The 23,836-nt window shown below is 41.3% G+C and carries 23 protein-coding genes, 1 pseudogene and 4 riboswitches; of the genes and pseudogenes, 8 read left to right on the forward strand and 16 right to left on the reverse strand.

Features of this window, described 5'->3' with window-relative positions:
* Positions 1-41 precede the first annotated feature (41 nt).
* Positions 42-869: a 5'-methylthioadenosine/S-adenosylhomocysteine nucleosidase gene (locus BFI01S_RS15600; protein WP_172581962.1), complete on the reverse strand. Its 828-nt coding sequence runs from the start codon at positions 867-869 to the stop codon at positions 42-44.
* Positions 870-1,032: 163 nt separating this feature from the next.
* Positions 1,033-1,136, reverse strand: a riboswitch (purine riboswitch).
* 132 nt (positions 1,137-1,268) lie between these two features.
* Positions 1,269-2,621: a branched-chain amino acid transport system II carrier protein gene (gene brnQ, locus BFI01S_RS15605; protein ID WP_061793434.1), complete on the reverse strand. Its 1,353-nt coding sequence runs from the start codon at positions 2,619-2,621 to the stop codon at positions 1,269-1,271.
* A 277-nt stretch (positions 2,622-2,898) separates the two neighbouring features.
* Between brnQ and BFI01S_RS15610 the strand changes: the two genes are divergently transcribed.
* Both BFI01S_RS15610 and BFI01S_RS24395 read left to right on the forward strand, forming a co-directional pair.
* Positions 2,899-3,558, forward strand: a complete 660-nt coding sequence (locus BFI01S_RS15610) for a GntR family transcriptional regulator (protein WP_061793435.1) — start codon at positions 2,899-2,901, stop codon at positions 3,556-3,558.
* A gap of 122 nt (positions 3,559-3,680) precedes the next feature.
* Entirely contained in the window at positions 3,681-3,809 is a 129-nt protein-coding gene (locus tag BFI01S_RS24395) for a hypothetical protein (RefSeq protein WP_268875339.1), read from the forward strand.
* A 151-nt stretch (positions 3,810-3,960) separates the two neighbouring features.
* Here the strand turns inward: BFI01S_RS24395 and BFI01S_RS15615 are convergent, their stop codons facing one another.
* The 5 genes from BFI01S_RS15615 to BFI01S_RS15635 form a co-directional block, all read right to left on the reverse strand.
* Positions 3,961-5,160, reverse strand: a complete 1,200-nt coding sequence (locus tag BFI01S_RS15615; protein ID WP_061793436.1) for a phosphoglycerate dehydrogenase — start codon at positions 5,158-5,160, stop codon at positions 3,961-3,963.
* 66 nt (positions 5,161-5,226) lie between these two features.
* Positions 5,227-5,305: riboswitch (ZMP/ZTP riboswitch) on the reverse strand.
* A gap of 326 nt (positions 5,306-5,631) precedes the next feature.
* Positions 5,632-6,018, reverse strand: a complete 387-nt coding sequence (locus BFI01S_RS15620; RefSeq protein ID WP_201309060.1) for a hypothetical protein — start codon at positions 6,016-6,018, stop codon at positions 5,632-5,634.
* A 183-nt stretch (positions 6,019-6,201) separates the two neighbouring features.
* Entirely contained in the window at positions 6,202-6,960 is a 759-nt protein-coding gene (locus tag BFI01S_RS15625; RefSeq protein ID WP_061793437.1) for a GNAT family N-acetyltransferase, read from the reverse strand.
* 20 nt (positions 6,961-6,980) lie between these two features.
* Positions 6,981-7,532 carry an MEDS domain-containing protein gene (locus BFI01S_RS15630; protein ID WP_061793438.1) on the reverse strand — a complete coding sequence of 184 codons (552 nt, stop codon included), beginning with the start codon at positions 7,530-7,532 and terminating at the stop codon, positions 6,981-6,983.
* 181 nt (positions 7,533-7,713) lie between these two features.
* Complete coding sequence (locus BFI01S_RS15635) at positions 7,714-8,052, reverse strand: YolD-like family protein (RefSeq protein WP_061793439.1); 339 nt, start codon at positions 8,050-8,052, stop codon at positions 7,714-7,716.
* An 81-nt stretch (positions 8,053-8,133) separates the two neighbouring features.
* On the opposite strand from BFI01S_RS15635, the gene BFI01S_RS15640 reads away from it, so the two are divergent.
* Positions 8,134-10,374, forward strand: a complete 2,241-nt coding sequence (locus tag BFI01S_RS15640; protein WP_235831204.1) for an FUSC family protein — start codon at positions 8,134-8,136, stop codon at positions 10,372-10,374.
* A gap of 72 nt (positions 10,375-10,446) precedes the next feature.
* On the opposite strand, the gene BFI01S_RS15645 is transcribed toward BFI01S_RS15640, so the two are convergent.
* The 9 genes and pseudogenes from BFI01S_RS15645 to BFI01S_RS15685 form a co-directional block, all read right to left on the reverse strand.
* Positions 10,447-12,573, reverse strand: a complete 2,127-nt coding sequence (locus BFI01S_RS15645) for a heavy metal translocating P-type ATPase (protein WP_082804543.1) — start codon at positions 12,571-12,573, stop codon at positions 10,447-10,449.
* Entirely contained in the window at positions 12,566-12,934 is a 369-nt protein-coding gene (locus tag BFI01S_RS15650; protein ID WP_061793441.1) for an ArsR/SmtB family transcription factor, read from the reverse strand. Before BFI01S_RS15650 ends, BFI01S_RS15645 begins: the two co-directional genes overlap by 8 nt.
* A 121-nt stretch (positions 12,935-13,055) precedes the next feature.
* On the reverse strand, positions 13,056-13,325 hold the full coding sequence (locus BFI01S_RS15655; RefSeq protein ID WP_061793442.1) for a DUF1450 domain-containing protein: 270 nt from the start codon (positions 13,323-13,325) through the stop codon (positions 13,056-13,058).
* A 27-nt stretch (positions 13,326-13,352) separates the two neighbouring features.
* Positions 13,353-14,204 (reverse strand): 2OG-Fe(II) oxygenase, encoded by an 852-nt coding sequence (locus BFI01S_RS15660; protein ID WP_061793443.1) that lies wholly within the window; start codon positions 14,202-14,204, stop codon positions 13,353-13,355.
* A 283-nt stretch (positions 14,205-14,487) separates the two neighbouring features.
* Complete coding sequence (locus tag BFI01S_RS15665; protein WP_061793444.1) at positions 14,488-15,858, reverse strand: TrkH family potassium uptake protein; 1,371 nt, start codon at positions 15,856-15,858, stop codon at positions 14,488-14,490.
* A gap of 44 nt (positions 15,859-15,902) precedes the next feature.
* A complete protein-coding gene (locus tag BFI01S_RS15670) occupies positions 15,903-16,559 on the reverse strand; it encodes a potassium channel family protein (RefSeq protein ID WP_061793445.1) in 657 nt (218 codons plus the stop codon).
* A 78-nt stretch (positions 16,560-16,637) separates the two neighbouring features.
* Positions 16,638-16,787, reverse strand: a riboswitch (cyclic di-AMP (ydaO/yuaA leader).
* Positions 16,788-16,898: 111 nt separating this feature from the next.
* Complete coding sequence (locus tag BFI01S_RS15675; RefSeq protein WP_061793446.1) at positions 16,899-18,062, reverse strand: endonuclease; 1,164 nt, start codon at positions 18,060-18,062, stop codon at positions 16,899-16,901.
* Positions 18,063-18,222: 160 nt separating this feature from the next.
* Positions 18,223-18,742: pseudogene (locus BFI01S_RS15680) on the reverse strand (DinB family protein).
* A 31-nt stretch (positions 18,743-18,773) separates the two neighbouring features.
* Positions 18,774-19,223, reverse strand: a complete 450-nt coding sequence (locus BFI01S_RS15685; RefSeq protein ID WP_061793447.1) for a GNAT family N-acetyltransferase — start codon at positions 19,221-19,223, stop codon at positions 18,774-18,776.
* Positions 19,224-19,338: 115 nt separating this feature from the next.
* Here BFI01S_RS15685 and BFI01S_RS15690 point away from each other — a divergent pair, with 115 nt between their 5' ends.
* The 5 genes from BFI01S_RS15690 to BFI01S_RS15710 all read left to right on the forward strand — a co-directional run bounded on the left by BFI01S_RS15690 (position 19,339) and on the right by BFI01S_RS15710 (position 23,757).
* Positions 19,339-19,863 carry a GNAT family N-acetyltransferase gene (locus BFI01S_RS15690; protein ID WP_061793448.1) on the forward strand — a complete coding sequence of 175 codons (525 nt, stop codon included), beginning with the start codon at positions 19,339-19,341 and terminating at the stop codon, positions 19,861-19,863.
* 132 nt (positions 19,864-19,995) lie between these two features.
* Entirely contained in the window at positions 19,996-20,157 is a 162-nt protein-coding gene (locus BFI01S_RS15695) for a hypothetical protein (protein WP_235831205.1), read from the forward strand.
* 108 nt (positions 20,158-20,265) lie between these two features.
* Positions 20,266-20,410: riboswitch (cyclic di-AMP (ydaO/yuaA leader) on the forward strand.
* A gap of 150 nt (positions 20,411-20,560) precedes the next feature.
* Positions 20,561-21,784, forward strand: coding sequence for a dicarboxylate/amino acid:cation symporter (locus BFI01S_RS15700; protein WP_061793449.1), 1,224 nt, complete (start codon positions 20,561-20,563; stop codon positions 21,782-21,784).
* 167 nt (positions 21,785-21,951) lie between these two features.
* A complete protein-coding gene (locus BFI01S_RS15705; RefSeq protein ID WP_048010004.1) occupies positions 21,952-22,323 on the forward strand; it encodes a MerR family transcriptional regulator in 372 nt (123 codons plus the stop codon).
* Between the two features lie 123 nt (positions 22,324-22,446).
* Complete coding sequence (locus BFI01S_RS15710; RefSeq protein WP_061793450.1) at positions 22,447-23,757, forward strand: hemolysin family protein; 1,311 nt, start codon at positions 22,447-22,449, stop codon at positions 23,755-23,757.
* The last annotated feature ends 79 nt before the right edge of the window (positions 23,758-23,836 follow it).

Here is a 23,836-nt window from a genome sequence, read left to right on the forward strand (position 1 = left end):
TCATTCTGTGTCCGAAGCCGAAACCAGGTTCCAACTTCAACTTATTTTCCATCTATCTCACTAATATACTGCTTTACAACTTCATACACATAATCCTGATTTGCTGCCGCGGTGTTGGGATCGTACTTCCCCCCGTTTGTCTTGTTATTGGAAAGGACGCGAATTCCCAGGAATGGAACATCATATGCTCCGGCAATCTGCGCTGCTGCGGCACCTTCCATTTCTTCTACCGATGTTTCGTAGTTTTCATGGAACCAGTTAATGCGGTCCACTTCATTATTCCATAAGTCTGCTGAACCTATCGTTCCCTCCACTACCTTGCCCTTGGTGTACTTACCTTTTACGGCATTGGCAGCGGCCAGCAGATTTTCATCACCTTCAAAGTAGCGGATCTTTTCTGCATCAGGGTCTTCCCCCGCACTTCCTTCTGAAGCCATGAGGTCCATTGGAATCCAATTGGTTGGTTCGATTCCTTCTCCTTCTTCTAAATGCCCCGTTTTCAGTGATCCGATATTGACTGTTCTTTCGCCTAATACAATATCATACACATTCAGGCTCGGATCATGGCCGCCGGATGTTCCCTGATTGATGATTGCAGCTGGATCATATTTTTCAATGGCAATCGCGGTAGCTGCAGCTGTATTTTCCATACCCTTTCCTGTCTTGGCAACGATGACTGGATACTTGTCCAATTTTCCTTTATAGAAAACAAAATTCCCTGATTTTTCAACCTTAACTTTGTCTAATCGCTGGGCAAATTTTTCTGCCTCGATCGGCATAGGTCCTTGAATAAGAATTGGCTTTTGTGCCCCTTCTGCTGTTTCAAATTTTGGTGCTGAAGTGCACCCTGCAAGCACGGATACAGACATAACTGCGATGGCAGCGATTGATGCTAATTTCTTTTTCAAAGTACGTTCTCCCCCTGTTGTCTGATTCACCCGAAATCCTGGTAATAGAAAAAGGCCTGAAAAAAGCAGAATGAATTCTACCTTCCAGACCATAGAGTTAAAGCAGCTGCCAAAAAAGAATACAGCTTTTTATACTTTAACCCGTAGTCCGGTTCTTTCATTGGGAACCAGGTAGAAACGCTCAGACCATATTACCGAGCATATACGAGTGATGTTTTTTATAAGATTACTTTGCCAATATAACAAATAGTCCTTATAAAATCAACTAAAAAACGAACATTTAGTTCATAATCACTATTTAATATTCGCGATTTCAAAATCCACAAAAAACCTCCAGCTAAAAAACTGGAGGTTCACACATTATGCTGCTTTTTTCACTTCAGCAGAATGTGACTGGCTGCCGCCCTTTATTGCTGCAGCTGCAAGACCGATCAGACCGCCTGCCAAGGACGGGACAATCCAGCCTAAGCCAACATCATATAAAGGAAGGATTGCACTAAATAGGTCATTGATCGGCGCGAATGTAATGCCTGCTGCGTTCAAGCCATCAAACAAACTTACCACAAATGTGAAAAGCATGCTTCCCTGATAAACTTCTTTCCTGCCTTTAAAAATCGGATGAAGGAAAGTAAGAGCCATCAGTGCAATCGCCAATGGATAGATTCCCACCAATACAGGTACAGAAATCGCGATGAGCTGGCTTAATCCAAAGTTGGCAAAAACCGTGCTGAAGATGGATAAAACAACTACGAACATTTTGTAAGAAACCTTTGGCATCAGTTTATTAAAATAGGAAGAACAAGCTGTGATCAGACCAATGCTTGTGGTCAGACAAGCACCAAATACAATTACACTTAGAAGCAATGCCCCTAATGAGCCAAAATAATGCTCGGACGCACCTGATAGAACAGCTCCGCCGTTATCCAATGCTCCCAGACCGCTGACACTTGACGCTCCAATAAAGGAAAGCGATGTATAAATGACTGCTAATAGACCTGAAGCAATTAAACCTGCTTTGGCAATGAATACCATGATATCCTTCTTGGTTGCAGCGCCTTTTTCCTTTACAGCATTTACAACAATAATCCCGAATACAAATGCTGCCAATGCGTCCATCGTCAGATAGCCTTCCTGGAATCCTTTAAAGAATGCACCGTTCATATAGGCTTCAGTCGGAGCCTGGAATGCACCCATTGGATTAAAGAATGCCGCACCAATCAAAACGGCAATAACAATTAGAAGGATAGGTGTTAAATATTTTCCTACGATATCAACAATTTTTGATGAATTCAAAGAGAAAAATGCTGTAATTCCAAAGAAAATAATTGAAAATATAATTAAGCCGACTGAACCGCTTCCTTCTGACAGATAAGGCTTAATGCCGATTTCGTATGAAACGGTAGCTGTTCTCGGAATTGCAAAAAGCGGTCCGATTGATAAGTACAGGGCTACTGTAAAAGCCAGTCCGAACAATGGATTGACACGGCTTGCCAGCGATTGCAAATCACTTTTTCCCGAGAAGCCCAAAGCCAGGATGCCAAGCAATGGCAAACCCACACCTGTAATAATGAAGCCTGCGTTCGCTGACCATACATTCGTTCCTGCCGATTGGCCCAGCATTGCAGGGAAAATTAAGTTTCCTGCTCCAAAAAATAAGGCAAAGAGCATAAACCCAACTGTCACTGTAAATGAGAATGGTATTTTGTTCGTCATGTTTATTTCCTCCTATTAACAAGGCTAAAACTTTAACAAATTTTAATTTTCTGATATTATAGTGCGCTAATATTTTTATTTTTGCACTCTAGTAATATATCGCATAACTCAAGATAACATATTCAAAATACTTATGCAATATATCGCATAAACCTTTCGTCGAATCATGCGATATATTGAATTTTTCAGGATACTTCTATATACTAAATTTATATTCTATTGGAAATAACTATAAGTTCGCAGGAAAATTGCTAGAAATTAAAAGGTGGTCACAGCTATGCCAATACCCTCCAATTATTCATCACCTACCCGTGTATCCGCTAAAGATCGCGCTTTCTCTCAAATCCAGGAGTGGATTATTGACGGGACACTTCAGCCGAAGGAAAAATTGAACGATGCTGATCTTGCCAAAGCGTTAGGAGTCAGCCGCACCCCTATCAGGGAAGCCCTTCAGCTGCTGAATGTTCAGGGATTTGTAGAAATGTTCCCGGGTGTGGGAACTCAAGTCACTTCAGTTAACCCGGAAGATATCAGCAAGATTCTGCCCCCTTTAGGCGTACTGCAGGCTCTCGCTGCAGAATTAGCAGCTCCTGTTATCAGCCAGGAGACAATCAATATTCTCAGGGATATCAACCATAAATTCGCCAAAGCTCTTAAGGCGGGAGATACCTTCTCCGCTTTGAAGCAGGATGAGAAGTTTCATAATATCATTATCGATCTTGCCCAGAATCCTTATATTTCGAATACAGCTTCCATGCTGCAGGCTCATGTCATGCGGCTATACTATAATAAAACCATTATTCTAAAAGAACGTTCTATAGAAGAACATGAAGATATATTAAAAGCTTTTGAACAAAAAGACAGAGAAAAGGCCGGAAATATTGCACGAGTTAATTGGCTTCGGGCAATTGACGAGTACTACTCCGGGGAAAAATGATAAACAGAGAAAGCAGCCTTCATAGGCTAAGGAGTTCGATTGAGGGGTATCTATCTAATCGCATCTTTTGGTAATAGCAGCCTGGGATGCAAAAAACAGACCTCTTGGAGGAGGTCTGTTTTTTGATTCTATTGGCAAGAGGTCCAGGGAATCTGGCTGTTCGAACTCCGGATCGCGGATATATTCTGATTGCGTCCGAAGTTGAACCGGGTTCGGACTCTGACGGTGCCTTTTCCGCTTTTTGTGTCTGAAGTTGCTCCGGGTTCCGGCTCAAACACAACGATCTCCGCTTTCTCTATCCGAAGTTGCTCCGGGTTCCGACTCAAACACAGCTTTCTCTGTCCAAAATCAGAATTCTACTTTCTGCAAGAACCCATTCCCAGCGATATTGAGACTGCCTTCTTATATAATCCGTGACGTAATCATGCCTTCAATTTGGTTAATCTGTTCAAGCAGTCCAGGGATTACATCGCCATTCACCTTATTATCGATGTCGATCATGGTGTACGCATATTCACCGCGGCTGCGGTTTACCATGTCGGCGATATTCAGCTGGTAGCTTGAAATGGAAAGTGTGATTTGGCCGACCATATTTGGGATGTTTTTATGAAATGCAGTGACACGCCGCTTGCCAGTGTAAGGAAGCGCAGCATTTGGGAAGTTCACTGAGTTTTTGACATTGCCTGTTTCTAGGAAGTGCTTTACCTGGCGTGATGCCATGACTGCACAGTTTTCCTCCGATTCCTTCGTTGATGCCCCGAGGTGCGGAATGGCCACCGCGTTTTTCATTTTCAGGATATTTTCATTTGGGAAGTCTGTAATATACTTGCCCACTTTTCCGCTTTCAAGGGCAGCTGCCATAGCTTCTTCATTCACAAGCTCTCCGCGTGAGAAATTCAGAATGTGAACACCATTTTTCATCAAGCTGAATGTATCTTCATTGAACATTTCCCTTGTAGCATCAGTTAAAGGAACATGCACAGTGATATAGTCGGATTCTGCAAACACCTGCTCGATGCTCATGGCACGCTGAACATTGCGGGACAGGTTCCAGGCCGTATCGACAGAAATGAATGGATCAAAGCCAACGACATCCATATCAAGTTCAAGTGCATCATTAGCCACAAGTGCCCCGATTGCCCCCAACCCGATGACACCCAGTGTTTTCCCCTTAATTTCTTTTCCTACAAATTGCTTCTTCCCTGCTTCTACAAGCTTAGGGATCTGATCTCCTTCATCTTTCAGCGTTTTGGTCCAGGCAATGCCGGCAAAAAGATTCCGGGATGAAGCCATTAAGGACGTAAGCACCATTTCTTTTACTGCATTCGCATTGGCACCCGGTGTATTAAAAACGACAATTCCCTGCTCAGTGCATTTCTCCACCGGGATATTATTCACACCTGCACCTGCACGGGCAATTGCTTTTAATCGATCGCCCAATTCCATAGAATGCATATTAAAGCTGCGAAGAACAATCGCATCAGGATTGCCGCTTTCATTATCGATTGTAAAATGATCCTTGTTAAACACTTCAAGTCCGCTTGGCGCAATGGCATTCAGTGTTTTAATCGTTTTCACTCTGTCTAAAGTCATGGTACTCACTGGATTCTCCCCTTTTCAACTAACATTGTCAGATTTTAAAACAGAAGAGGCAAGGGTAGAATCCCTTACCTCTGCCCAGGCGAACGGCTTCGACACTATGTGCTCCCCCGCGGTGATCCGCGTCTCGCCAGTTACACATAGCCTTTTCGGTTTTTTAAATCTTATCAAAGTCTTCTGAAAACTTCAACCCTTTAAAGCGCTTACATTAATAAAATTTATTTTTATTTTTCTTGCTTTTTTTACAGTATATTTTTTGCATTTTGTACATTATGCTCCATACACTTTACATATTGCTTTCCAGATAGCCATTCCTGTATTCTGAGCACCTGCTTCACCTGCTGAAATATGAATATCGATAGGCTTAACATTTTTTTCATTTATATAATTTTACCGGGACGGGGAAAACTTTGTTGAGAAAAGTACCTCTTTCTCAACAAGCTGACCTAACAATCAGGTTAGGAATTCATTATTCTATATTAACCTGGATTCTTTCACCTCTGAATCTGGTGAACATTCGTACTCACCGGAATATTCCACTAGTCCAATCTCGCAATTTTTGCCGATTTTGACATTTTTCCCTCTGACGACAAAAGCTGAGGTGCCTTCGAGTTCGATGTCATCGCCTTCAATTAATTCTGTCTCGAGCTTGAGGGGGAAAAGTGATTTGATCAATTTAAATAGGCTTTCTCTATGCTGTGCTACTTTTATCTTTCTTCCGCCAATCTCTTTCGCTTTACTTTCTCCAAATAGTTTAATATCAATCGTTTCTGCGTTCAGTAAACCATCTATCGTAAAAGCTCCTTCAGCACGGAAAACCTCCGCTTCACAGTCTCCTGCAATCTTTGCTTTCCCATTCACAACCATTTCATCGCTTTTTACAGAACCTCCACGTTTAGAATATTATTTTATTCACTTTTTACTGAGTTTTTTCGACAAATTTTCTGTTTTGTACCAAGAAATCAATACTGTATATACTTCTCTCAGTGAAACAATGTTCTATTCGCACAGAAAAACCTGGCTCACATAGAACCAGGCTTTTCTTCATTCGTATACTTTTAATAAGTTATACTGCTTTCCAATATATCGGTAATTTTGCCTGCGGTACATCTCTTTTGGAGTATCTTCTCCATCCGCCACAAGAATGACCGTTTTATCATTAAACTGATTCATCACCGATTTCTGCAGGCGGCTGCCGATGCCCTTTTTCTGAAAATCCTCATGGACCATCAATCCATCAATTTCAGCTGTTCGTTCCTTGATAATGACATCAACAGATCCGGCAGCTTTCCCTTTGTAAAATGCAATAAGCTGCAGAATGCTTTCATCGCAGTAATTTCTAAGATGCTGAGCTTTCTTTTTCTCTGCGAAATTTTCCCCATATACCGAATCCTGCTCATACTGGAATTCCAGATAATCATTCCATGTTTCATCCGTAACATTCTCGACTATGATTTCCTCCCTTTCCTGAACTTGCGGAAAATTGGCTGGAAGAATGGCAAATAACTCTAAAAAACCAACCGTATAATCTTCATCTTTTTGAAAGAAAGCCAGAAGCTCTCCAGAAAGCTCCTCGCCATCCGGAAAATAAAATCTTACATGCTTTTGGCCATATTTCTGATGAAAATCTCTTAAATAGTGATGTGCCTCCTCAAACTCCTGAACAGAAGGCATTCTTTTAAAGGAGATAAAATTGCTGTCATATTGAAGGAGCATGTTAGGATTATGGTTGTGAAAAAATAGTTCATTTTCCAGAACGGTGTGTCCGGGTTTATATGTATCATGAAAATTGATCTTTTCCATCGGTTTCTCCTAATATCATTTTATAGGTATTTATACTCTCTATCTGTTATGAGCACATCATGGCAGCGCATTAAATTCTCCTTTAATTCCGGAGGGGTACTTCTGTTATCATAAGCACACAGGGGAATCAGACCATGCTCAGAAATGGCTTTGCAGAGCTTCTTTTCATATTGTTCCACTAAAGGAATATAGTCCTTTACATTTCCCCATTCAACCAGACCCCATGTAAATATCTTTGGACTGCTGTCTAAATAAGGCTGAATGTGTTTAAGAAAGAAATTGAAAACTGTATCAGGATTAAAATTACCGTTGGAGTAATAAAAATCAAAATTATTCATGAAATGAACCCTGCTTAATTCCTCTTTTCCCAATAAATTAGTTAATTCTTTGTCAATAAGAAAATAATTTCGGTCATTCTCCACAAACAAAACATGTCCGCCGCACTTTACACCTGCCGTTATGTATGAGACCGCATTTTGAATATAGCAATCCATTTGATCATAGTGGTAAAGAATATGGCCCCCATTTGAATTTTGCAGATCATCAATTAGATCCATTAATAATTCATTCATTGGTAAGTCCCCTTATAGTGAAAAAATGTTTGAAGTAATCTACCGCTACTCACTCCCAGCTGCTTTTCCTTTATTATATCTAAAAATTGAAATAAACGGGTGATTTTCAGCAGGTTTATGCGGTCCTTATAAAAAACTCGAGGTGAATTCCTCGAGTCTGCTGCAATTTTAAAAATATTATTCAGTCTTCCACTTCCGCGCCGGCTATTTCATCAAAATTAATTTTCTCAAGATCCCCGCTCTCCAATTGCAGATATATTTTTCTGCTGATGCCATCCAATCTGTTTATCCTCCCTTTGTATTCGCGGAAAAATCCTTCCCGCCAGACTTTTACTTTCAAAAGATAAGCAAATTCTATTGCAAAATGAATTTTGTTTTCAAATTCCTCCAATTCATATTCCTCAATAAGCGGCTTGTTTTGCGCCATTTGTTCCCTTTCTAATTTCTTAAGCATCACCCGATGTTCCGGCATGAAGTGAGCAGGCTGCCATTTTATTTTCCCTCTGTCCTTTAGCGGCATAATAAATCCCTCCATACTCTATTATAGAACATTTGTTCGATTATTAAACCCAAAAAACAGAAAAAGCTTAAGTTGGTTCATTTGGATAATAAAAGTACGAATGGTAAAATACACTTTAACTCTCTAAAAAAGATTGGTGAAACAATGAAGCAGCTGCAAATCAACAACCGGTGGCTCGGACGCTTGCTGGCATCCGATCCCGGACTTATCCGATTTCAAAAAGCTGGACGGGCCACATTAAGTTTAATGGCGTCGGTGTTTACAACTTTATTTCTTTTGCAATTGGCTGGTACTGATGCCGCTGGTGCCCTTACTCCGGCTATTGTTTCCGGAATGGCCGGCATGCTTGGCATCATGATTGTGATGGATGACTCTAAAAAAGATAAAATGCTAACAACTGGCTTGCTGGGATTTTCAGCAATGGCGGGGGTATCGATCGGTTCACTGCTGGCAGAAAGCACAATCTTTACTGATATTTCAATGGTATTATTAATATTCTTAAGCTTTTATTTGACCCGCTTTGGGGTCCGCTATTTTTCTCTATGCATGATCGCATTCATGACACTTTATTTCTCATCTATTCTGCAATTATCAGGCAGCCAGCTTCCCTCTTTTTACTTCGGGATCTGGATTGGGGTCGCGTATGCTTTCCTGTTCAATTTCATCCTTTTTCAGGACACTGCGAAAAACCTGAAAAGAAGCATCCGCTCCTTTCATTTCCAAAGTAATTTTACATTCAACCTCTTAATTGAGGGGATGCAGGAAGAGAGTATGACTGCTCACCAGCGGGAAGAATTGCGGAGAAACGTGCTGAAGCTCAGGGATTATGCTGTAATGGTTTCTGAATATATCAATGAGGATGATGTACAAAAATTATGGCCCGGGCTGACCCCTTCCCAGCTGAGGTTATATATCTTTGATACAGGCATGCTGATTGAAACCCTGACTGACTCCATCCGGAGCTTAAAAAAAGCGAATGCCCTTGACATAGAAGAGCTGAGAAACCTCCTGGTCTGGGTCACCCGCTCTCTTCGTGACGCCGAAGTTCTTGCCCATCAATATGAAGAACAAAATCTTCGTGAAGCAGAGCTTGCTGTCCAGGCACTTCGCCTGCTTATTATGGATTTGTTCAACAGGGAAGACAAACCGGCAGGATGGCTTTACTTGATCAGACGGATCGAGTCCCTTGCAAACCATGTCATTGAGGGCGGCATAACCATACAGCAGGCACTTCATAAAATAAAAGACAATGAAATAAAAGCATCAGAAGATACGCCTGAAGAAGATGAACCATCTGAAGAAGATAAGAGCCTTAAACCTTCCACCAAAAAAGCGTTTCAGGCTTTGACTGCTGCCATCATATCCATCATTGCCGGACAGATACTTTCGCCTGACCAGCCTTATTGGGTTCTTTTGACAGCCTTTATCGTTTTGCTCGGAACCGAATCAATCGGGCGCATTTATACGAAAGGTTTTCAGCGGTCAGTTGGAACGATTATTGGGGCAGTGATTGGATTTACGCTTGCCAGAGTGGTCAGCGGCCATTCTGTACTGGAAATCACGCTTATTTTTGCAGCAGTTTTCTTCTCTTTTTATTTATTTGAAGTCTCTTATACATTAATGAGCATGTTTATTACGATGCTGGTCGCTTTTATGTATGACCTATTACTTGGCGGAATATCATTCTCCCTTATCAGTGCAAGGGTTATTGATACTATAGCCGGCGCCGGCATTGCATTCGGCGTTTCTCTATTTATTTTTCCAAAGAAAACGAAGGATAAAGTGGCCGATACGATAAATGATTACCTTCAGGAACTGAAACCGTATGTCACGGAGTATGTGCGAAGCTTCCGGGAAGATGTGAATGTTAAGGAGCTTTCAGGCAAAGGCTTCTTATTGGATCAAAAGCTTAAAACCATAAACGTCGAAGCGCAATCGCTGATAAAGAAACCCGGATCTCCGCGCCATGCTGACATTAACAGATGGATCACCCTTTTTTCAGCCATCAATTACTATGCAAGACATCTGGTGGCTTCCTCCTACCGGAAAGGATTCGACTATCCTGATGAGCTGGTCGATGTTTTCATAAGAATTGAGGAGAAACTTGAATTAAATATCGAAACATTAATGGACCTGATTAAAGAAAGCGGAGACGGCACGCTTGTCTATAGTCTGGATCGGGAAAGAGAACAAATTGAACGAATGGCACCTCCAAGGCAGCAATCCCAGCGTGATTTAATTCATCACCTTTATTTCGTCTGGAGAATCAACAAAGCCATTGTGGAATTGGCAGAAGAGCTTGGTGCAGGGAAGGAGCAATAATGCTCCTTCTTTTTTATTTATTTACAGACCACAAAAAAAGAGCCATGCCCGATGACATAGCTCTGAGTTTTTTCATTTCTTTATTTTGAGAAGCCGCAGGCTATTCAAGGTGACCAGAAGGGTTGCTCCCATGTCCGCGAAAATGGCAATCCATAAGGTCAGCCAGCCTGGAACCACCAGCAATAAGGCAACCGCCTTGATTCCAAGTGAGAACGTAATGTTCTGCTTAATGATCCTTAACGCTTTTTGGCTGAGTTTAATCGTATAAGGCAATTTGCTCAAGTCATCAGACATAAGTGCAATATCTGCTGTTTCGAGTGCAGTGTCTGTTCCGGCACCGCCCATGGCAACCCCGACAGACGCAGCAGCAAGAGCAGGCGCATCATTGACCCCATCCCCGACCATTGCCACACTTTGATAGCCGGCACGCAGTTCTTTTATAAAAGCCAGTTTATCCTGCGGAAGCAGATCCGCTTTAATCTCGGAAACACCGGCTTGCTTTCCGATCTCTAAAGCCGTTCTTTGATTGTCGCCTGTCAGCATAACCGTTTTAATTCCCATATCATTTAGTTTGCTGATGACCGTTTTCGAATGCTCCCGTATTTCATCTGCAACAGCTATTAATAGCAGAATTTCGCTTGCTGTCCCCAAAATCATAACGGTTTTACCCTGGGTCTGCAGATCTGCTATTTGCTTTTGAAGAGTTCTTTCCATGCCGCTATGAAGCTCTTCAAACAGATTGGGGCTGCCGGCATAATAGAGGACACCATTCACTGCAGCTTTTACTCCCTTTCCGGTAATAGAGGTGAATTCCTCTGTGTCCAGCCCGGTAAAATCAGCACCCATTTCTTCTGCTTTTTTCATGATTGCTGAAGCAAGGGGATGCTGTGACCCTTTCTCAATAGCAGCCGTGATTTGGAGAAGCTGTCTTTCATCACCATTAATAGTGATGATGTCCGTAACGGCGGGAACACCTTTTGTTAATGTGCCTGTTTTATCGAATGCAATCGATTTAAGCGCCCCAGTTTCCTCCAAGTGGATGCCGCCTTTAATCAGGACACCGTTTCTTGCCGCATTTCCGATGGCTGTAACGACCGCTACCGGTGTTGACACGACAAGCGCACAGGGACAGCCGACAACCAGTGCTGCTAGCCCCTGGTAAATCCATTCGCTCCAATCCCCGCCAAACAGTGGAGGAACCACCGCTATTAAAAATGCTAAAACAATAATGGCAGGCGTATAATACCTGGCAAACTTATCGACAAACTGCTGGGAAGGCGCTTTTTCCGCCTGTGCTTCTTCCACTAAATGGATGATTTTGGCGATGGTGGTATCTTCAGCATGCTTCGTGACTTTTACTTCAAGGAATCCCTCTTCATTTAGTGTACCTGCAAAAACCTCATCACCTGCAGTCTTAACGGCAGGCACGCTTTCTCCGGTAATCGCTGCCTGGTTCAGGGAAGAGGTTCCTTTCATGACCAGTCCATCCATGGCCAATTTTTCTCCTGGCTTCACAATCATGATGTCACCAATTTGAATATCATCCACATGAATCCGCATTTCTTTATTGTCCCGTTTGATCAATGCTTCTTTAGGGGCAATGTCCATCAATGATTCAATGGACTGACGCGCTTTTTCCATTGAGAAACGCTCAAGGGCTTCACTGATGGCGAAAAGGATGACAACCATCGCTCCTTCTCCCCACTCGCCAATGATCGCTGCACCTATAATAGCGATCGTCATCAGGGTGCTCATGTCAAAATTCAATCTTGCAAGATTTTTGAAGCCTTTCAGGAATAAAGTATAACCGCCTATGATGATCGCTGCTGCATACCCTGTGATCGGGTATAGATGATCCTCTCCATACTGTTCGCTTAAAAGCCAGCTCACAATGAGAATAAAGGCTGACAAATACACTTTATAGTTAGATTTCTGCTTCCAGAATGGCTCGCGCTCCACAGCTTTTTCATTCTCTGCACGCAGCTTCAGATTTTCAAAGGCTCCGGCTTTTTCGACCGCCTTCATTGATGCTGTCCCTGTGACAGTTATCTTTGAAGCTCCGAAATTCACATTCGCGTCTAAAACGCCATCCAGGCGTTTCACGTTCTCTTCGAACGTCTTCGCACAGCCTGCTCAGGAAAAGCCCTGAACACGGTAGGTTACCGTCTCTTTCTCCGCAATTCCAGCTTGTTCAGACATTGGCTTTCACCTCATTTCCGTGTTCAAGCGCAATCATCATTAATTGCCTGATATGATCATCATCCAATGAATAAAAAGCCAATTTCCCTTCTTTCCGAAACTTAACAATTCCCTGCTTATGCAATGTCCGCAAATGGTGGGATGCCGTTGCTACTGTTGCGCCAATGATATTGGCAATATCACAGACACACAGCTCTTCATCCCGGCATAGTGCATAAGAAATTTTTGCCCTGTTCTCATCAGCAAGAGCCTTAAATAATTGAGCCGCACCCGAAAGATCTTCCTTCACCAGTTCCCCCTGAATGCGATTCACTTTTTCTTCATCAAAGCAGTAAATATCGCATGTATCTTTAGAGCCCAATTTTATTCTCCCCTCATTATTCAAATATTCATTTGAATAATATTATACCTCGCCTGTGAACTTATTCAAACAATTATTTGAATATTGTATGAAAAAAGGAACCGGATTGCTCCGATTCCTTTTATTTCTTTACTTCTTCTTTCAGTTTTATCAATAATTCATCCGAATTCTCAGCTGCAATCAGTTTACCGTCCACTACAGCATAGGGAGATAGCCTGCATTCTTTGCATTTGCTCTGGCATTCGTATTCTTTATAGTTAATATTCTTCCGGCTCAAGAATTGATTAAATTCAGCCAAACTTTCTTCTTTTAAAAATTCATCCAGATTCCTCTGGCAAAATTCAATTGAATACGTCCTATGCTTTGAGAATAGTTTGTTGATGAGTTTCACCTGATCAAACTTCCTTTTGATTTTACTTTATAAACGCTGGTAAATATTGCTTTCCCTAATCCATTTGGTTGCCGCCCATTTTTCTCCCTTTTTGACGGGAACGCTGCTATGGACTGACAATCGGTCCAGCTGCTCCTGCTCATTGGCATAAAGAAAGTAAATGGCCGACCCCTTTTTGGGAACAATCGAAAGTCCGGCTTCAGAAAAAACGGTTTCACCGCCATCAGCCACATCGTTCAAATAGATGAGGAAGGTGCCAACCCGCTGTCCGCCTTTGCCGGAATCCACCATATGGGGAGGGAAGAAATCAAAATGAGGCTTATATTCTTCACCCAATCCATAGTTTAGGATCTGAAGGCCTTCGCCATTTTCTGCCGGATAACCCGTCAATTCGGCGATCCTCATTTCGATCCTTTCGACCAGCTCATTTTCCCTGAAGCGGAAAGCCATGCTCCTGCTCGTTCTGCCGGAACCTGCACGTTCTTCTCCAGAACCCGTATCCACCACACGGGATGGCTGCAGGCGGCTCCTTGAAAGGCTGATGAGCTCATCACATTCTTCTGAGGTGAGCACATGATCCAAATGGAGAACAAACGGTTTTTCATTCCTGGAAAGCACCTTGACGTCCCTGTCACTGGCCTGCAGGATATTCCCCTTCCTGCCTATTACGGGGACTTCATAATTATATCGAATCTGCTGCCCATCTGTCGTCCCAATTGCTTCATTTCCAACAATTTTAAATAAAGTCTCATAAGCAAACCGGTTAAAGAACCCTATCTTGATCAAAGCATTCGCAAGCGCAATCGGACTCACTTCCTTTTTTAGAGCACCTATAATCCAATCCTTCAGTTCGTCTGATATCTGCATAATCTTCGCCATCAAATCTTCCCCCTGTATGACTCACTGAAAATACCCGTCGGCGGCCGAAAAATAGAAATATATGTATTTTATTCTACTATTATGGCGACCGTTTTCTTCCCGATGCTCGCTTTTTCGGCTTCATGACGCCATGGCGACCATTTTCCCCTCGCTGCATGAATCTTCGGCTTCAAGCTTCACAAAAAAAACAGGAAGAGCAACCCACTCTATCCTGCACAATCTCAATTTTTATTTACTTATTACCATCTACATTTCTTCTCATTTTCATTAAATCATCATCAACTCATCCGATCATGATTTTTTCTTCGGCATATTTGAAATTAGCTTTTTCTCTTCTTCTGGCAAGTGCGAAAGCAAGAGTTAAAGGACCCACCCTGCCTGCAAACATCATGAAAGAAATTAATGCCTTGCCAACTGTACTTAATTCCGGGGTTAATCCAAGAGACATCCCAACAGTTCCGAAAGCAGAAATCACTTCAAATAGAAGCATATTCAGAGGTGCGTTTTCTGTTAAAGAAAGAAGGAATAGAACCAATGCTATTAACCCCATAGAGTACACTGTAATCGTAAAGGCTCGAAAAATTAATTCCTTCGGGATTCTTCTGCCCATCATATTAACTTCTTCATCTTCTTTAATGAGGGCTCTGACAGCAAGCAGGATCAAAACAAAGGTTGTTACTTTAATGCCTCCTGCCGTTCCGCCTGATCCTCCTCCAATAAACATTAGAAGCATGGTTATTAGCTGAGAGCCCATTGTCAGTTCACCCGTATTAAGCGAATTAAACCCAGCTGTTCTTGGAACGACTCCATGAAAATAAGACCCTAAAAGTTTTTCCTTCATTCCCAAGTCACCAATTGTTCCGGGATTATTGAATTCCAAAAGAAATATGAAAACTGTGCCCAGAATATTTAGAATCAGTGTCATCAGCAAAACCAATTTCGAATGGAGAGAAAGTTTCCGTAAGCTTTTATTGATTTTTAAATCAACCAGGACGATGTAGCCAATCCCCCCAATGATAAACAGCGAACTTAACGTCATAATGACAGTAAAGTCACCTACATAACCGGTGACACTGCTAAAGTCGCCCATAATATCAAACCCGGCATTATTAAAAGCTGAGACCGAATGAAAAGCCCCATAATATAAAGATTGCGGAAATCCAAAATCTTCAGCCCACCGGACAGCCAAAATGATGGCACCAATTGCTTCAACAATCAGAGTAAAAGCCACCACAAATTTTACAAGACGGACCATCCCTTCAATTGTAAGCTGATTTAATGATTCCTGTATCATCAGCCTCCCCTTTAAGCCAATAGTTTTCCCAAGCATAATGGCAATGAGAACTCCAAAAGTCATAAAACCAAGTCCGCCTATTTGTATAAGGGCCATAAGAACTACCTGGCCAAAAACCGTAAAAGTTGTCTGTGTATCCACGACGACTAAACCTGTCACACATACAGCAGAAGTTGCTTCAAATAATGCATCAATAAAGGATAGATGATGCCTGTCACTAGTGGAAAAAGGCAGCATAAGCAGCAGGGTGCCAATGGCTATTAGTATTAAGAAGCCAACAGACAAAGCCTGGGCAGGATTCATTCTGATCCATGTGCTGGGCCGCTCAGTTCTTCTTCTCCTTCTGGTTTCTTTGTACATGGTCCATAATCTCCTCATTTAAATGGTAAACATCATTGAAAAGCTTATACTCCATGCCTTTCAAATCTGCCAATCCCTTTATTGTGTCCCATTACAATCAGGATGTCGCCCCTTAAAATGACCTCTTCCGCTGGAGGAGAAACAATAATTTCTTTCCCGCGCTGAATCCCCACAATATTACAGCCATACTTAGACCGTATATTCAATTCTGATAGAGATTTGTTGGCAATTTTATTTGTCGCCACAATCTCCACCATACTATAATCTTCAGACAGCTCAATATAATCAATCATCTTTTCTGAAACAATATGGTGGGCAATCCGCTTTGCCATATCCCGCTCCGGATGAATCACACGATCAACGCCTATTTTTTCGAGCACTCTGGCATGATACTCATTATGTGCCTTCGCCCAGACCTTTGGGATTCTCAATTCTTTTAACAGCAATGATGTCAATATGCTGGACTCAATGTTTTCACCAAATGACACAAATGCATGATCAATATTTTTGATTCCCGTCTGTTTAATGGCAGCTTCATCAATACCATTGATTTGAACGGCGTATGTCACAAACTGTGCGTATTGATCCACTTTCTCCTGATCCACATCAATCGCAAGCACTTGCACACCCAACTCATGGAATTCCTTTACCAGACTGCCGCCAAAGCGGCCTAAACCAAATACAGCATACTGTTTTTTCATTGAAGAAATTCCCTTCTTTTTGAAAAATGAACAAAAAAAAACCACTCTTTATAAAGAATGGCCAAATGTTTCCATTAACCCTTCTCTCGATTTGGCTTACGGAGTTAGCTGTCGGATTAGGGATTGAGAGTATCCCTTCTTAGCTTTAATATGCTAAGATTCACCCCAAGATAAACAAGGTTTATCAAAATTGGTTCCCCCGCTCAAATGATTCAGCAAAAAGGTTTACTATGAAATTAATAAATATAAATTACTCCCATGGTAATCTCTTGTCAATCTTTTTTTCATAGTAAGTAAAATAAAAAGCACTTCCTGTAACGGAAAGTGCTTTGCCAAAGATTATTCCCAAATCGCTGATGCCCACTCAGGATGATCTATAAACGGATTGCGGTTATGCTGGTAATCAGAGTAGATCATTTCGTTTCTTCTCCTCTCCGTCTCGTCAACTGGATCTTCCTTATGCCACTCGAGCAGGACAGACATTTTGCCATGATAAGGAGCAGAACCGTTATTGACTGCATTGTTTAGCTCCAGATCCACTTCTCCGCTGTCTCCTTCATAGCGGACAGCCATATAAAACAGCATACGGGCTACATCGCCTTTTATAGCATCCCGTGGTTCCCAGGAATCTGAGTCATAGTAATTTCCAAGTGCTTCAGAGTGCTGGGATCCCCCATTATCAAAGTCGAGATTTCCTCTCGAACTATTTACAGAAGCATCTGTTGGCCGCAAATGATGCAGGTCGGTTCCCGCACCCATCGCTGTCCCAAAGTCTCCGTGCGATTTAGCCCACACATGTTCCCTATTCCAGTCATTGACTCCAGATCCATTAGTGAATTTGCCTTGTGAACGGCCGGTATATAAGAGAATGACGTTATTCGGATTAGCCGGGTCTTCGTCTGTTTCACGAAGGGCTTCCCATACATTGGAATAAGAAATTTCAGTGTGGTCATCGATGATGTTATGAAGGGCTGATTTTAAAGACTCACCTGTTTTTCCATATGCAGCATCATAATATCCTAAAGGGCCGGGTTCCGGGTCAGATGTTCCGCCGCCATCAAGTTCAAAAGCGGTTCCGTCCTTAAGCCCCGGATGAGAAAAATAGGTAGTCAGCGTTCCCGTTACTTTAATTTTCTTTCCCATCTGAGATGAATTCGATTTCAAACCAAAAGCTGAGCGAAAGGAGGATGGGATTTGAACATAAAGCATCTTAGCCAAGCTGGTCTCTGTTGGACTATCCGCCAGGGCCAAAGCATAGTCATTTGGAAACCCGCTGGTGATAACCGTATTTGTGGCAGTCGGCTGTCCAACCACATAGCCTTGAACAGTTTTGGCAGCGTTATTTTGAGAATTGATTCCCTGTGAAACCGAATAAGGTGATGACCAGGAGCCATCTCCCGCAGCTGCCCTTGTTATTGAATCTTGAATGGGCTGCATTACAACCAGAATGGCAGCAAATAAAATCAACGATAACAGCAGACCTTTTCTCTTACGATTCAGCATTCATTCGCCTCCATATTGTTTTGAAAGGACTTTGAATAATCAGAAAAGTCACAATCAACCACTAGTATAAATGAACACCTTCGGCCATAGCATGAGATATTGGTCCCAAAACTTTACTGTTTTACAATACTTAACAATAATGCAATTTATCTTAAAATGCTTACTTCTTTAAAATGCCCAAATACTCAATCCAGGGACCAACATCTGTCCTGTACCTATTTGCCAATACTCTTGAAATCCGTGAAATATGCGTAAGATCATGAACAGCCCAAGTGGAAATCAATTCCCTTACTCTTACTGGACCAAATGCCGGATGAAGCCCTTTCTTTTCAAAATGAGTACCCAGATCAGGCATCCCCCTCAGTGTGGCCAGTTTTTTTCTAAGGGTCTTAAAGATTTCAAGCTTTTCTTCAAGTGATAGATCCCCTGACAAACTTAAATGAGCAAAACGGTCAAATGGAGGAAATGGCTTGCTTTCCCCTTCCTGCAGAATAAATGTCAGCCGCGGAATCCAATTTTTCTCCTCGCCGTCAATCAAATGATCAACCACTTCGGCTGCATTCCACGTGCCTTTCCCTTCATTGCCATTAAGCCATACTGAAGATAGACCGCTTAGTAATGCATCCAGCGTATCGGGTGTACGTTCAAGAATCTCAATAGTCTCCTAAGTTAAAATTCATATAGCCGCTCCTTTCCGCCTTCACGGCTTTCCTATAATAATTTCTCAAAAGCAGTAATAGTGAGTGCTTCATTTATTTCCATTTTATCAAGCTCTTTAAAACCATTCTTTAAATAAAAATTAACAGCAGGTGAATTCTTAGAACCTGTTGTCACAACCAATTTTTCAATCATCGGCATCCTTTCAATGAAGTTCAGCAGCTTTTGTGCAATTCCCATCCTAAAATATTCAGGATGCACAATGAGTCTATGTATATCTAAAACACCTTTCTCCTGTTTAATCGAAATCACCCCGGATAATATTTCGCCAGTAAAATACCCAAAAAAGGTCTCTCCGGTAATTTGCAGGGTATTAGCAGTATCTTTCAAAGGCGGCAAATCAGGAAATCCAATGATTTCAGCCTCAATCTTAAAGGCGGGAAGCTGTACGCCCAGAACCTGCTCAGCCGCTTTTCGGTCATTAATATTTATTTCCTTAATCATGATAGTCCCTCTTTTTATATTAGTTTTAAAAATAATTCTCTATCGAAAAAAAATCCCCTCTTTTTTTGGACCAATGAGTCCCTTCCAATATAAAATGATTTAAGGAGTGAATTAAATGAATTTAAAATATGAAGTGATAACAGAAGACAATATCAGCCTTTGCCGGGATTTATGCAATGAGCTGATGGCTTTTCAAAAATCTAAGGCACATATAACACCTGAGCGTTTTGACAGCATGAATTTTGAAACAAGATTGGTTCCATCCATAAAATCTGCTATACATAATTATATTGTAATTGTTAAGGACGATGAAAAAATCGTGGGCTATGTTTATTCTAATGTTTCTCCTAAGGAAGCCTACTCCAATGATTTCGCCACTTTTTTTGATCTAACTTCAGTCAGGAAAGAAAATGTTGGCTGCTTATCACAATTCTTTATTAAAGATGGCTATCGGCAATACGGAATTGGTTCAGTTCTTTTTAACATGTCGATGGAATGGTTAAGTCAATTTATTGATGTGGAAGATTATTTTATTTATGTATCAAATGGAAATACAGAGGCCCTTGAATTTTATAAATGCAAAGGATTTACTGTGAGTCACGATATTCTGGACGGCTTTATTACAGTTTTGCGAAAATAGGATTATTTTTCCCATAATTCATGTACCCATACTCATTAAAAATATTGTGGACATTCCCATATATCTTGTTATAATTCAAAAAGAAATTACTTTGAAAAGGGTGCATTATGGGAAATACATGCAGATATGTTTGTGAGTGCCACCGGGAAAAACGGGGAGACTTATTATACGCAATGCAAGGATAAAGAGGAGTTAAAAGAGTGGCTGGCTGAACATGAAGACAAGCTGAATAAGAAGGAACTAAAGGTGACGGACAAGAAAAGACACCCTCTTTTGAGCTGGCTTAACTTCTGATCTTATTTGTCCTTTTCTATAAAATTACTATTTCTTTAATAGTAATCATGGATAAGAAAATCTTATGATTTACAACTTTTATGATTATTGTTAATATATTAAAAAAACATTATATTTTCGCTTAATCATAATTGAGCGGGGGAACCAATTGTACTTTTTCTTAAAAGTACCTGGGGTGAATCCTTTTACAGGTAGGGTACTCTCAAGACCCGAACCCGACAGCTAACCTCGTAAGCGTGTTGAGAGGGAAACACTGCATCTATGCACAGTGGTTTTTACCTCTGTGTTTTTTTGTTGCCTTTTTTAAGTTAGGTTTATGTTTTTTGGGGGTAATATAGGGAAGGACATTATTTTCTGTGTCTATATTTTACATTTTTTTACTTTATTCATTGGAGGAACGCGTATGAAATTATCTACTAAAATTATTATTGCTTTGATAGCAGGGGGAATAACTGGTCTTCTGATTAATTTGTTTGCTCCTGGGATATTCCCTGAGCTTGACAAGTTTTTGTTTACACCGCTAGGAAAAATCTTTTTAAACCTGATTAACATGCTGGTTGTCCCGATTGTATTCTTTTCCATCACTCTTGGAACAGCTGGTCTTGGCGATCCAAAGAAATTAGGAAGAATCGGCGTAAAAACGATATCCTACTTCTTAATTACAACTAGTATTGCCATTATCATCGGACTTACTTTAGCATCTGTTTTCCAGCCAGGAAATGTTGGGGAATTTGACGTAACAAACGTGGAGTATGAATCCCAAGAAGCTCCTCCAGTCTCAGAGACACTATTAAATATTATTCCGACCAATCCGGTAAAAGCCTTTACGGAAGGAAACATGCTTCAGATTATTACTTTTTCCATTTTTGTCGGATTTGCCTTAACGATGCTTGGCAATAAAACAAAAGGCATTTTAAACCTCATTGAACAGGGCAATGACATAATGATGTATCTTGTTAATCTGGTTATGAAATTTGCGCCATATGGAACATTCGGACTTATTGTTTCTGCTGTTGGAAGCCAGGGCCTCGATGCCATTAAGGCAATGGGACTTTATATGATTGTGGTCGTTCTTGCCCTTCTTGTCCATGCCATTATCACCTATGGCGGTTCAATCGCACTCATTGCAAAAAGAAATCCACTAACCTTCTTTAAGGGATTTGCACCTGCCATGGGAGTAGCGTTCAGTACTTCAAGCAGTAATGCCACATTGCCGATTTCCATGAGTACTGCCCAAAAAAATCTGAAAGTTCCTGAATCAATCAGCAGCTTTGTTCAGCCGCTGGGTGCGACGATCAACATGGATGGAACAGCCATCATGCAGGGTGTTGCCACTATATTTATCGCACAGGTATTCAATGTGGATTTATCAATAACCCAGCTTATCACGGTTGTGCTTACGGCCGTTCTTGCAAGCGTAGGTACTGCAGGTGTTCCTGGTGTCGGCCTTATCATGCTTGCCATGGTCCTTAAATCGGTTAACCTTCCGGTTGAAGGTATCGCATTAATCATTGGTATTGACCGTCTGCTTGATATGACACGAACAGCTGTCAATATTACAGGCGATGCGGCATGTGCAGTTATTGTCGCGGAAACAGAAGCAAAGAAAGAGGCTGTAAAAGCCTGATTACAAAATAACACCGGTTATCCGGTGTTATTTTTTCGGAGCTCTTCCTCCCCCTCTTCATTCAATTTCATTGCTTTTCTATGATAGTTTAGTATAATTAGATTCATAACCATCACGTAACAGTTTGGAGGAAACCTCATGGGGCTGAGAAGTTAAGAATAGGAGAATTGGCTGAAAAAGCAAAGGTTACGAAGAGAACGATTGATTACTATACTTCGCTGGGTCTTTTAGAAGCAGAACGTTCACCTTCAAATTATCGCTATTATGACCACTCCTCCATCGAACGTATTGCTTTCATCGAGAAATGTAAAGCGGATGGTTTGTCACTGGAGGAAATTAAGAAAAAAGTCATCAGCCAATTTTCTGAAGAGGTAGATGTTCTAGAGCTAAGGCTAAAAATTCAGGATCTGGAGGAGGATGTGACGAAAGCACTTTCTCAGCTGAAAAAATCAGATCCGGAAAAATATGAATACGTTAAAAAAAATATTTCACATGAAAGCTTATCATTAATACAATCACTGCTTTTATTGCTGAACTGATATTGGTTTTTTGTTTTTTGGAGCATTTTGGATATCTATTTGGGCACAATTTAAGTAGTGAACTTATTATGTATCATTACCATTTTAGGAGGTGTATGTCTTACTTTTTAGTAAGACTGCTTGTTGACAACCATAAATTTATTATTGATTGCATTATTAATAGCATTAACCGCATTCTTCGTAGCAACCGAGTTTGCGATTGTAAAGGTCCGTGTTTCCCGAATTGATCAGCTGATTGCTGAAGGGAATAAAAGGGCTATAGCGGCAAAGAGAGTCGTCACGCACCTCGATGAATATTTATCTGCCTGCCAATTGGGGATTACTATCACCGCATTAGGTCTCGGTTGGCTTGGTGAGCCAACCGTTGAAAAGTTATTGCATCCGTTATTTGAGAGGTTTGAAATAGCAGAGTCCCTTACCCATATTTTATCATTTGGTATTGCCTTTGCTTTAGTCACCTTCCTGCATGTCGTTGTAGGAGAGCTTGCACCTAAAACCGTTGCCATTCAAAAAGCGGAAGCAGTTACAATGGCGTTCGCAGCACCGATTATCTGGTTCTACCGAGTGATGTTCCCATTCATTTGGTTCTTAAATGGATCAGCCCGGGTACTTGTTGGCCTATTTGGTTTAAAGCCGGCTTCCGAGCATGAAATGGCCCATTCTGAAGAAGAACTGCGAATTCTTTTATCCGAAAGTTATAAGAGCGGTGAGATCAATAAAAATGAATTAAAGTACGTGAACAATATCTTTGAATTTGATGAAAGAATTGCAAAAGAAATCATGGTGCCGCGTACAGAGATGGTTACGATCGCTTCAGATAATACACTGGCAGAAATTATGCAAACCATCCAAACAGAAAATTACACGCGATACCCTGTTGAAGATGGGGATAAGGACAATATCCGCGGGTTTATTAATGTAAAAGAATTTCTGACAGCCAGTCTTACAAACAGAATCACCCCGGAGAATCTGGATCTTGACTCGTTTATTAATCCGGTCATCCATGTCATTGAAAGCATTCCAATTCATGACCTGCTTGTAAAAATGCAGAAAGAACGCATCCATATTGCCATTTTAATGGATGAATATGGCGGAACTTCCGGATTGGTGACCGTTGAAGACATTCTTGAAGAAATAGTCGGTGAGATCCGTGATGAATTTGATGAAGATGAAGTTCCTGAGATACGAAAGCTAAACGATAACCATTATATCCTTGATTCCAAGCTTCTTATTGAAGATGTTAATAATCTGCTTGGCACGGATTTTGAGCATGAAGACGTAGATACTATTGGCGGCTGGTTCCTTACACAGCATATGGAAGCAGAGATAGGAACAGAGATTGAAGCGGATGGATTTACTTTTAAAGTCCACGAAAAAGATGGACACCAGCTTCATTATCTGGAGGTTTTTAAAAGCAAGCCCCAGTTAGCTTAAAAAAAACGGCGGCTCCGATTAAGGCAGCCGCCATTTTTGTGTCTATATAAAGTGAAACTTCAATCAGTAGGGAGTGCTT

Source organism: Cytobacillus firmus NBRC 15306 (assembly GCF_001591465.1).
Lineage (GTDB): Bacteria > Bacillota > Bacilli > Bacillales > Cytobacillaceae > Cytobacillus > Cytobacillus firmus.

What these genes read in the sequence shown, in the direction of transcription:
- brnQ (WP_061793434.1), bottom strand. Translation starts at nt 2,621, where the DNA reads ATGACGAACAAAATACCATTCTCATTTACAGTGACAGTTGGGTTTATG.
- BFI01S_RS15700 (WP_061793449.1), top strand. Translation starts at nt 20,561, where the DNA reads ATGAAATTATCTACTAAAATTATTATTGCTTTGATAGCAGGGGGAATA.
- BFI01S_RS15610 (WP_061793435.1), top strand. Translation starts at nt 2,899, where the DNA reads ATGCCAATACCCTCCAATTATTCATCACCTACCCGTGTATCCGCTAAA.
- BFI01S_RS15630 (WP_061793438.1), bottom strand. Translation starts at nt 7,532, where the DNA reads ATGAATGAATTATTAATGGATCTAATTGATGATCTGCAAAATTCAAAT.
- BFI01S_RS15670 (WP_061793445.1), bottom strand. Translation starts at nt 16,559, where the DNA reads ATGAAAAAACAGTATGCTGTATTTGGTTTAGGCCGCTTTGGCGGCAGT.
- BFI01S_RS15625 (WP_061793437.1), bottom strand. Translation starts at nt 6,960, where the DNA reads ATGGAAAAGATCAATTTTCATGATACATATAAACCCGGACACACCGTT.
- BFI01S_RS15685 (WP_061793447.1), bottom strand. Translation starts at nt 19,223, where the DNA reads ATGATTAAGGAAATAAATATTAATGACCGAAAAGCGGCTGAGCAGGTT.
- BFI01S_RS15665 (WP_061793444.1), bottom strand. Translation starts at nt 15,858, where the DNA reads ATGTACAAAGAAACCAGAAGGAGAAGAAGAACTGAGCGGCCCAGCACA.
- BFI01S_RS15690 (WP_061793448.1), top strand. Translation starts at nt 19,339, where the DNA reads ATGAATTTAAAATATGAAGTGATAACAGAAGACAATATCAGCCTTTGC.
- BFI01S_RS15635 (WP_061793439.1), bottom strand. Translation starts at nt 8,052, where the DNA reads ATGCCGCTAAAGGACAGAGGGAAAATAAAATGGCAGCCTGCTCACTTC.
- BFI01S_RS15600 (WP_172581962.1), bottom strand. Translation starts at nt 869, where the DNA reads ATGTCTGTATCCGTGCTTGCAGGGTGCACTTCAGCACCAAAATTTGAA.
- BFI01S_RS15660 (WP_061793443.1), bottom strand. Translation starts at nt 14,204, where the DNA reads ATGGCGAAGATTATGCAGATATCAGACGAACTGAAGGATTGGATTATA.
- BFI01S_RS15675 (WP_061793446.1), bottom strand. Translation starts at nt 18,062, where the DNA reads ATGCTGAATCGTAAGAGAAAAGGTCTGCTGTTATCGTTGATTTTATTT.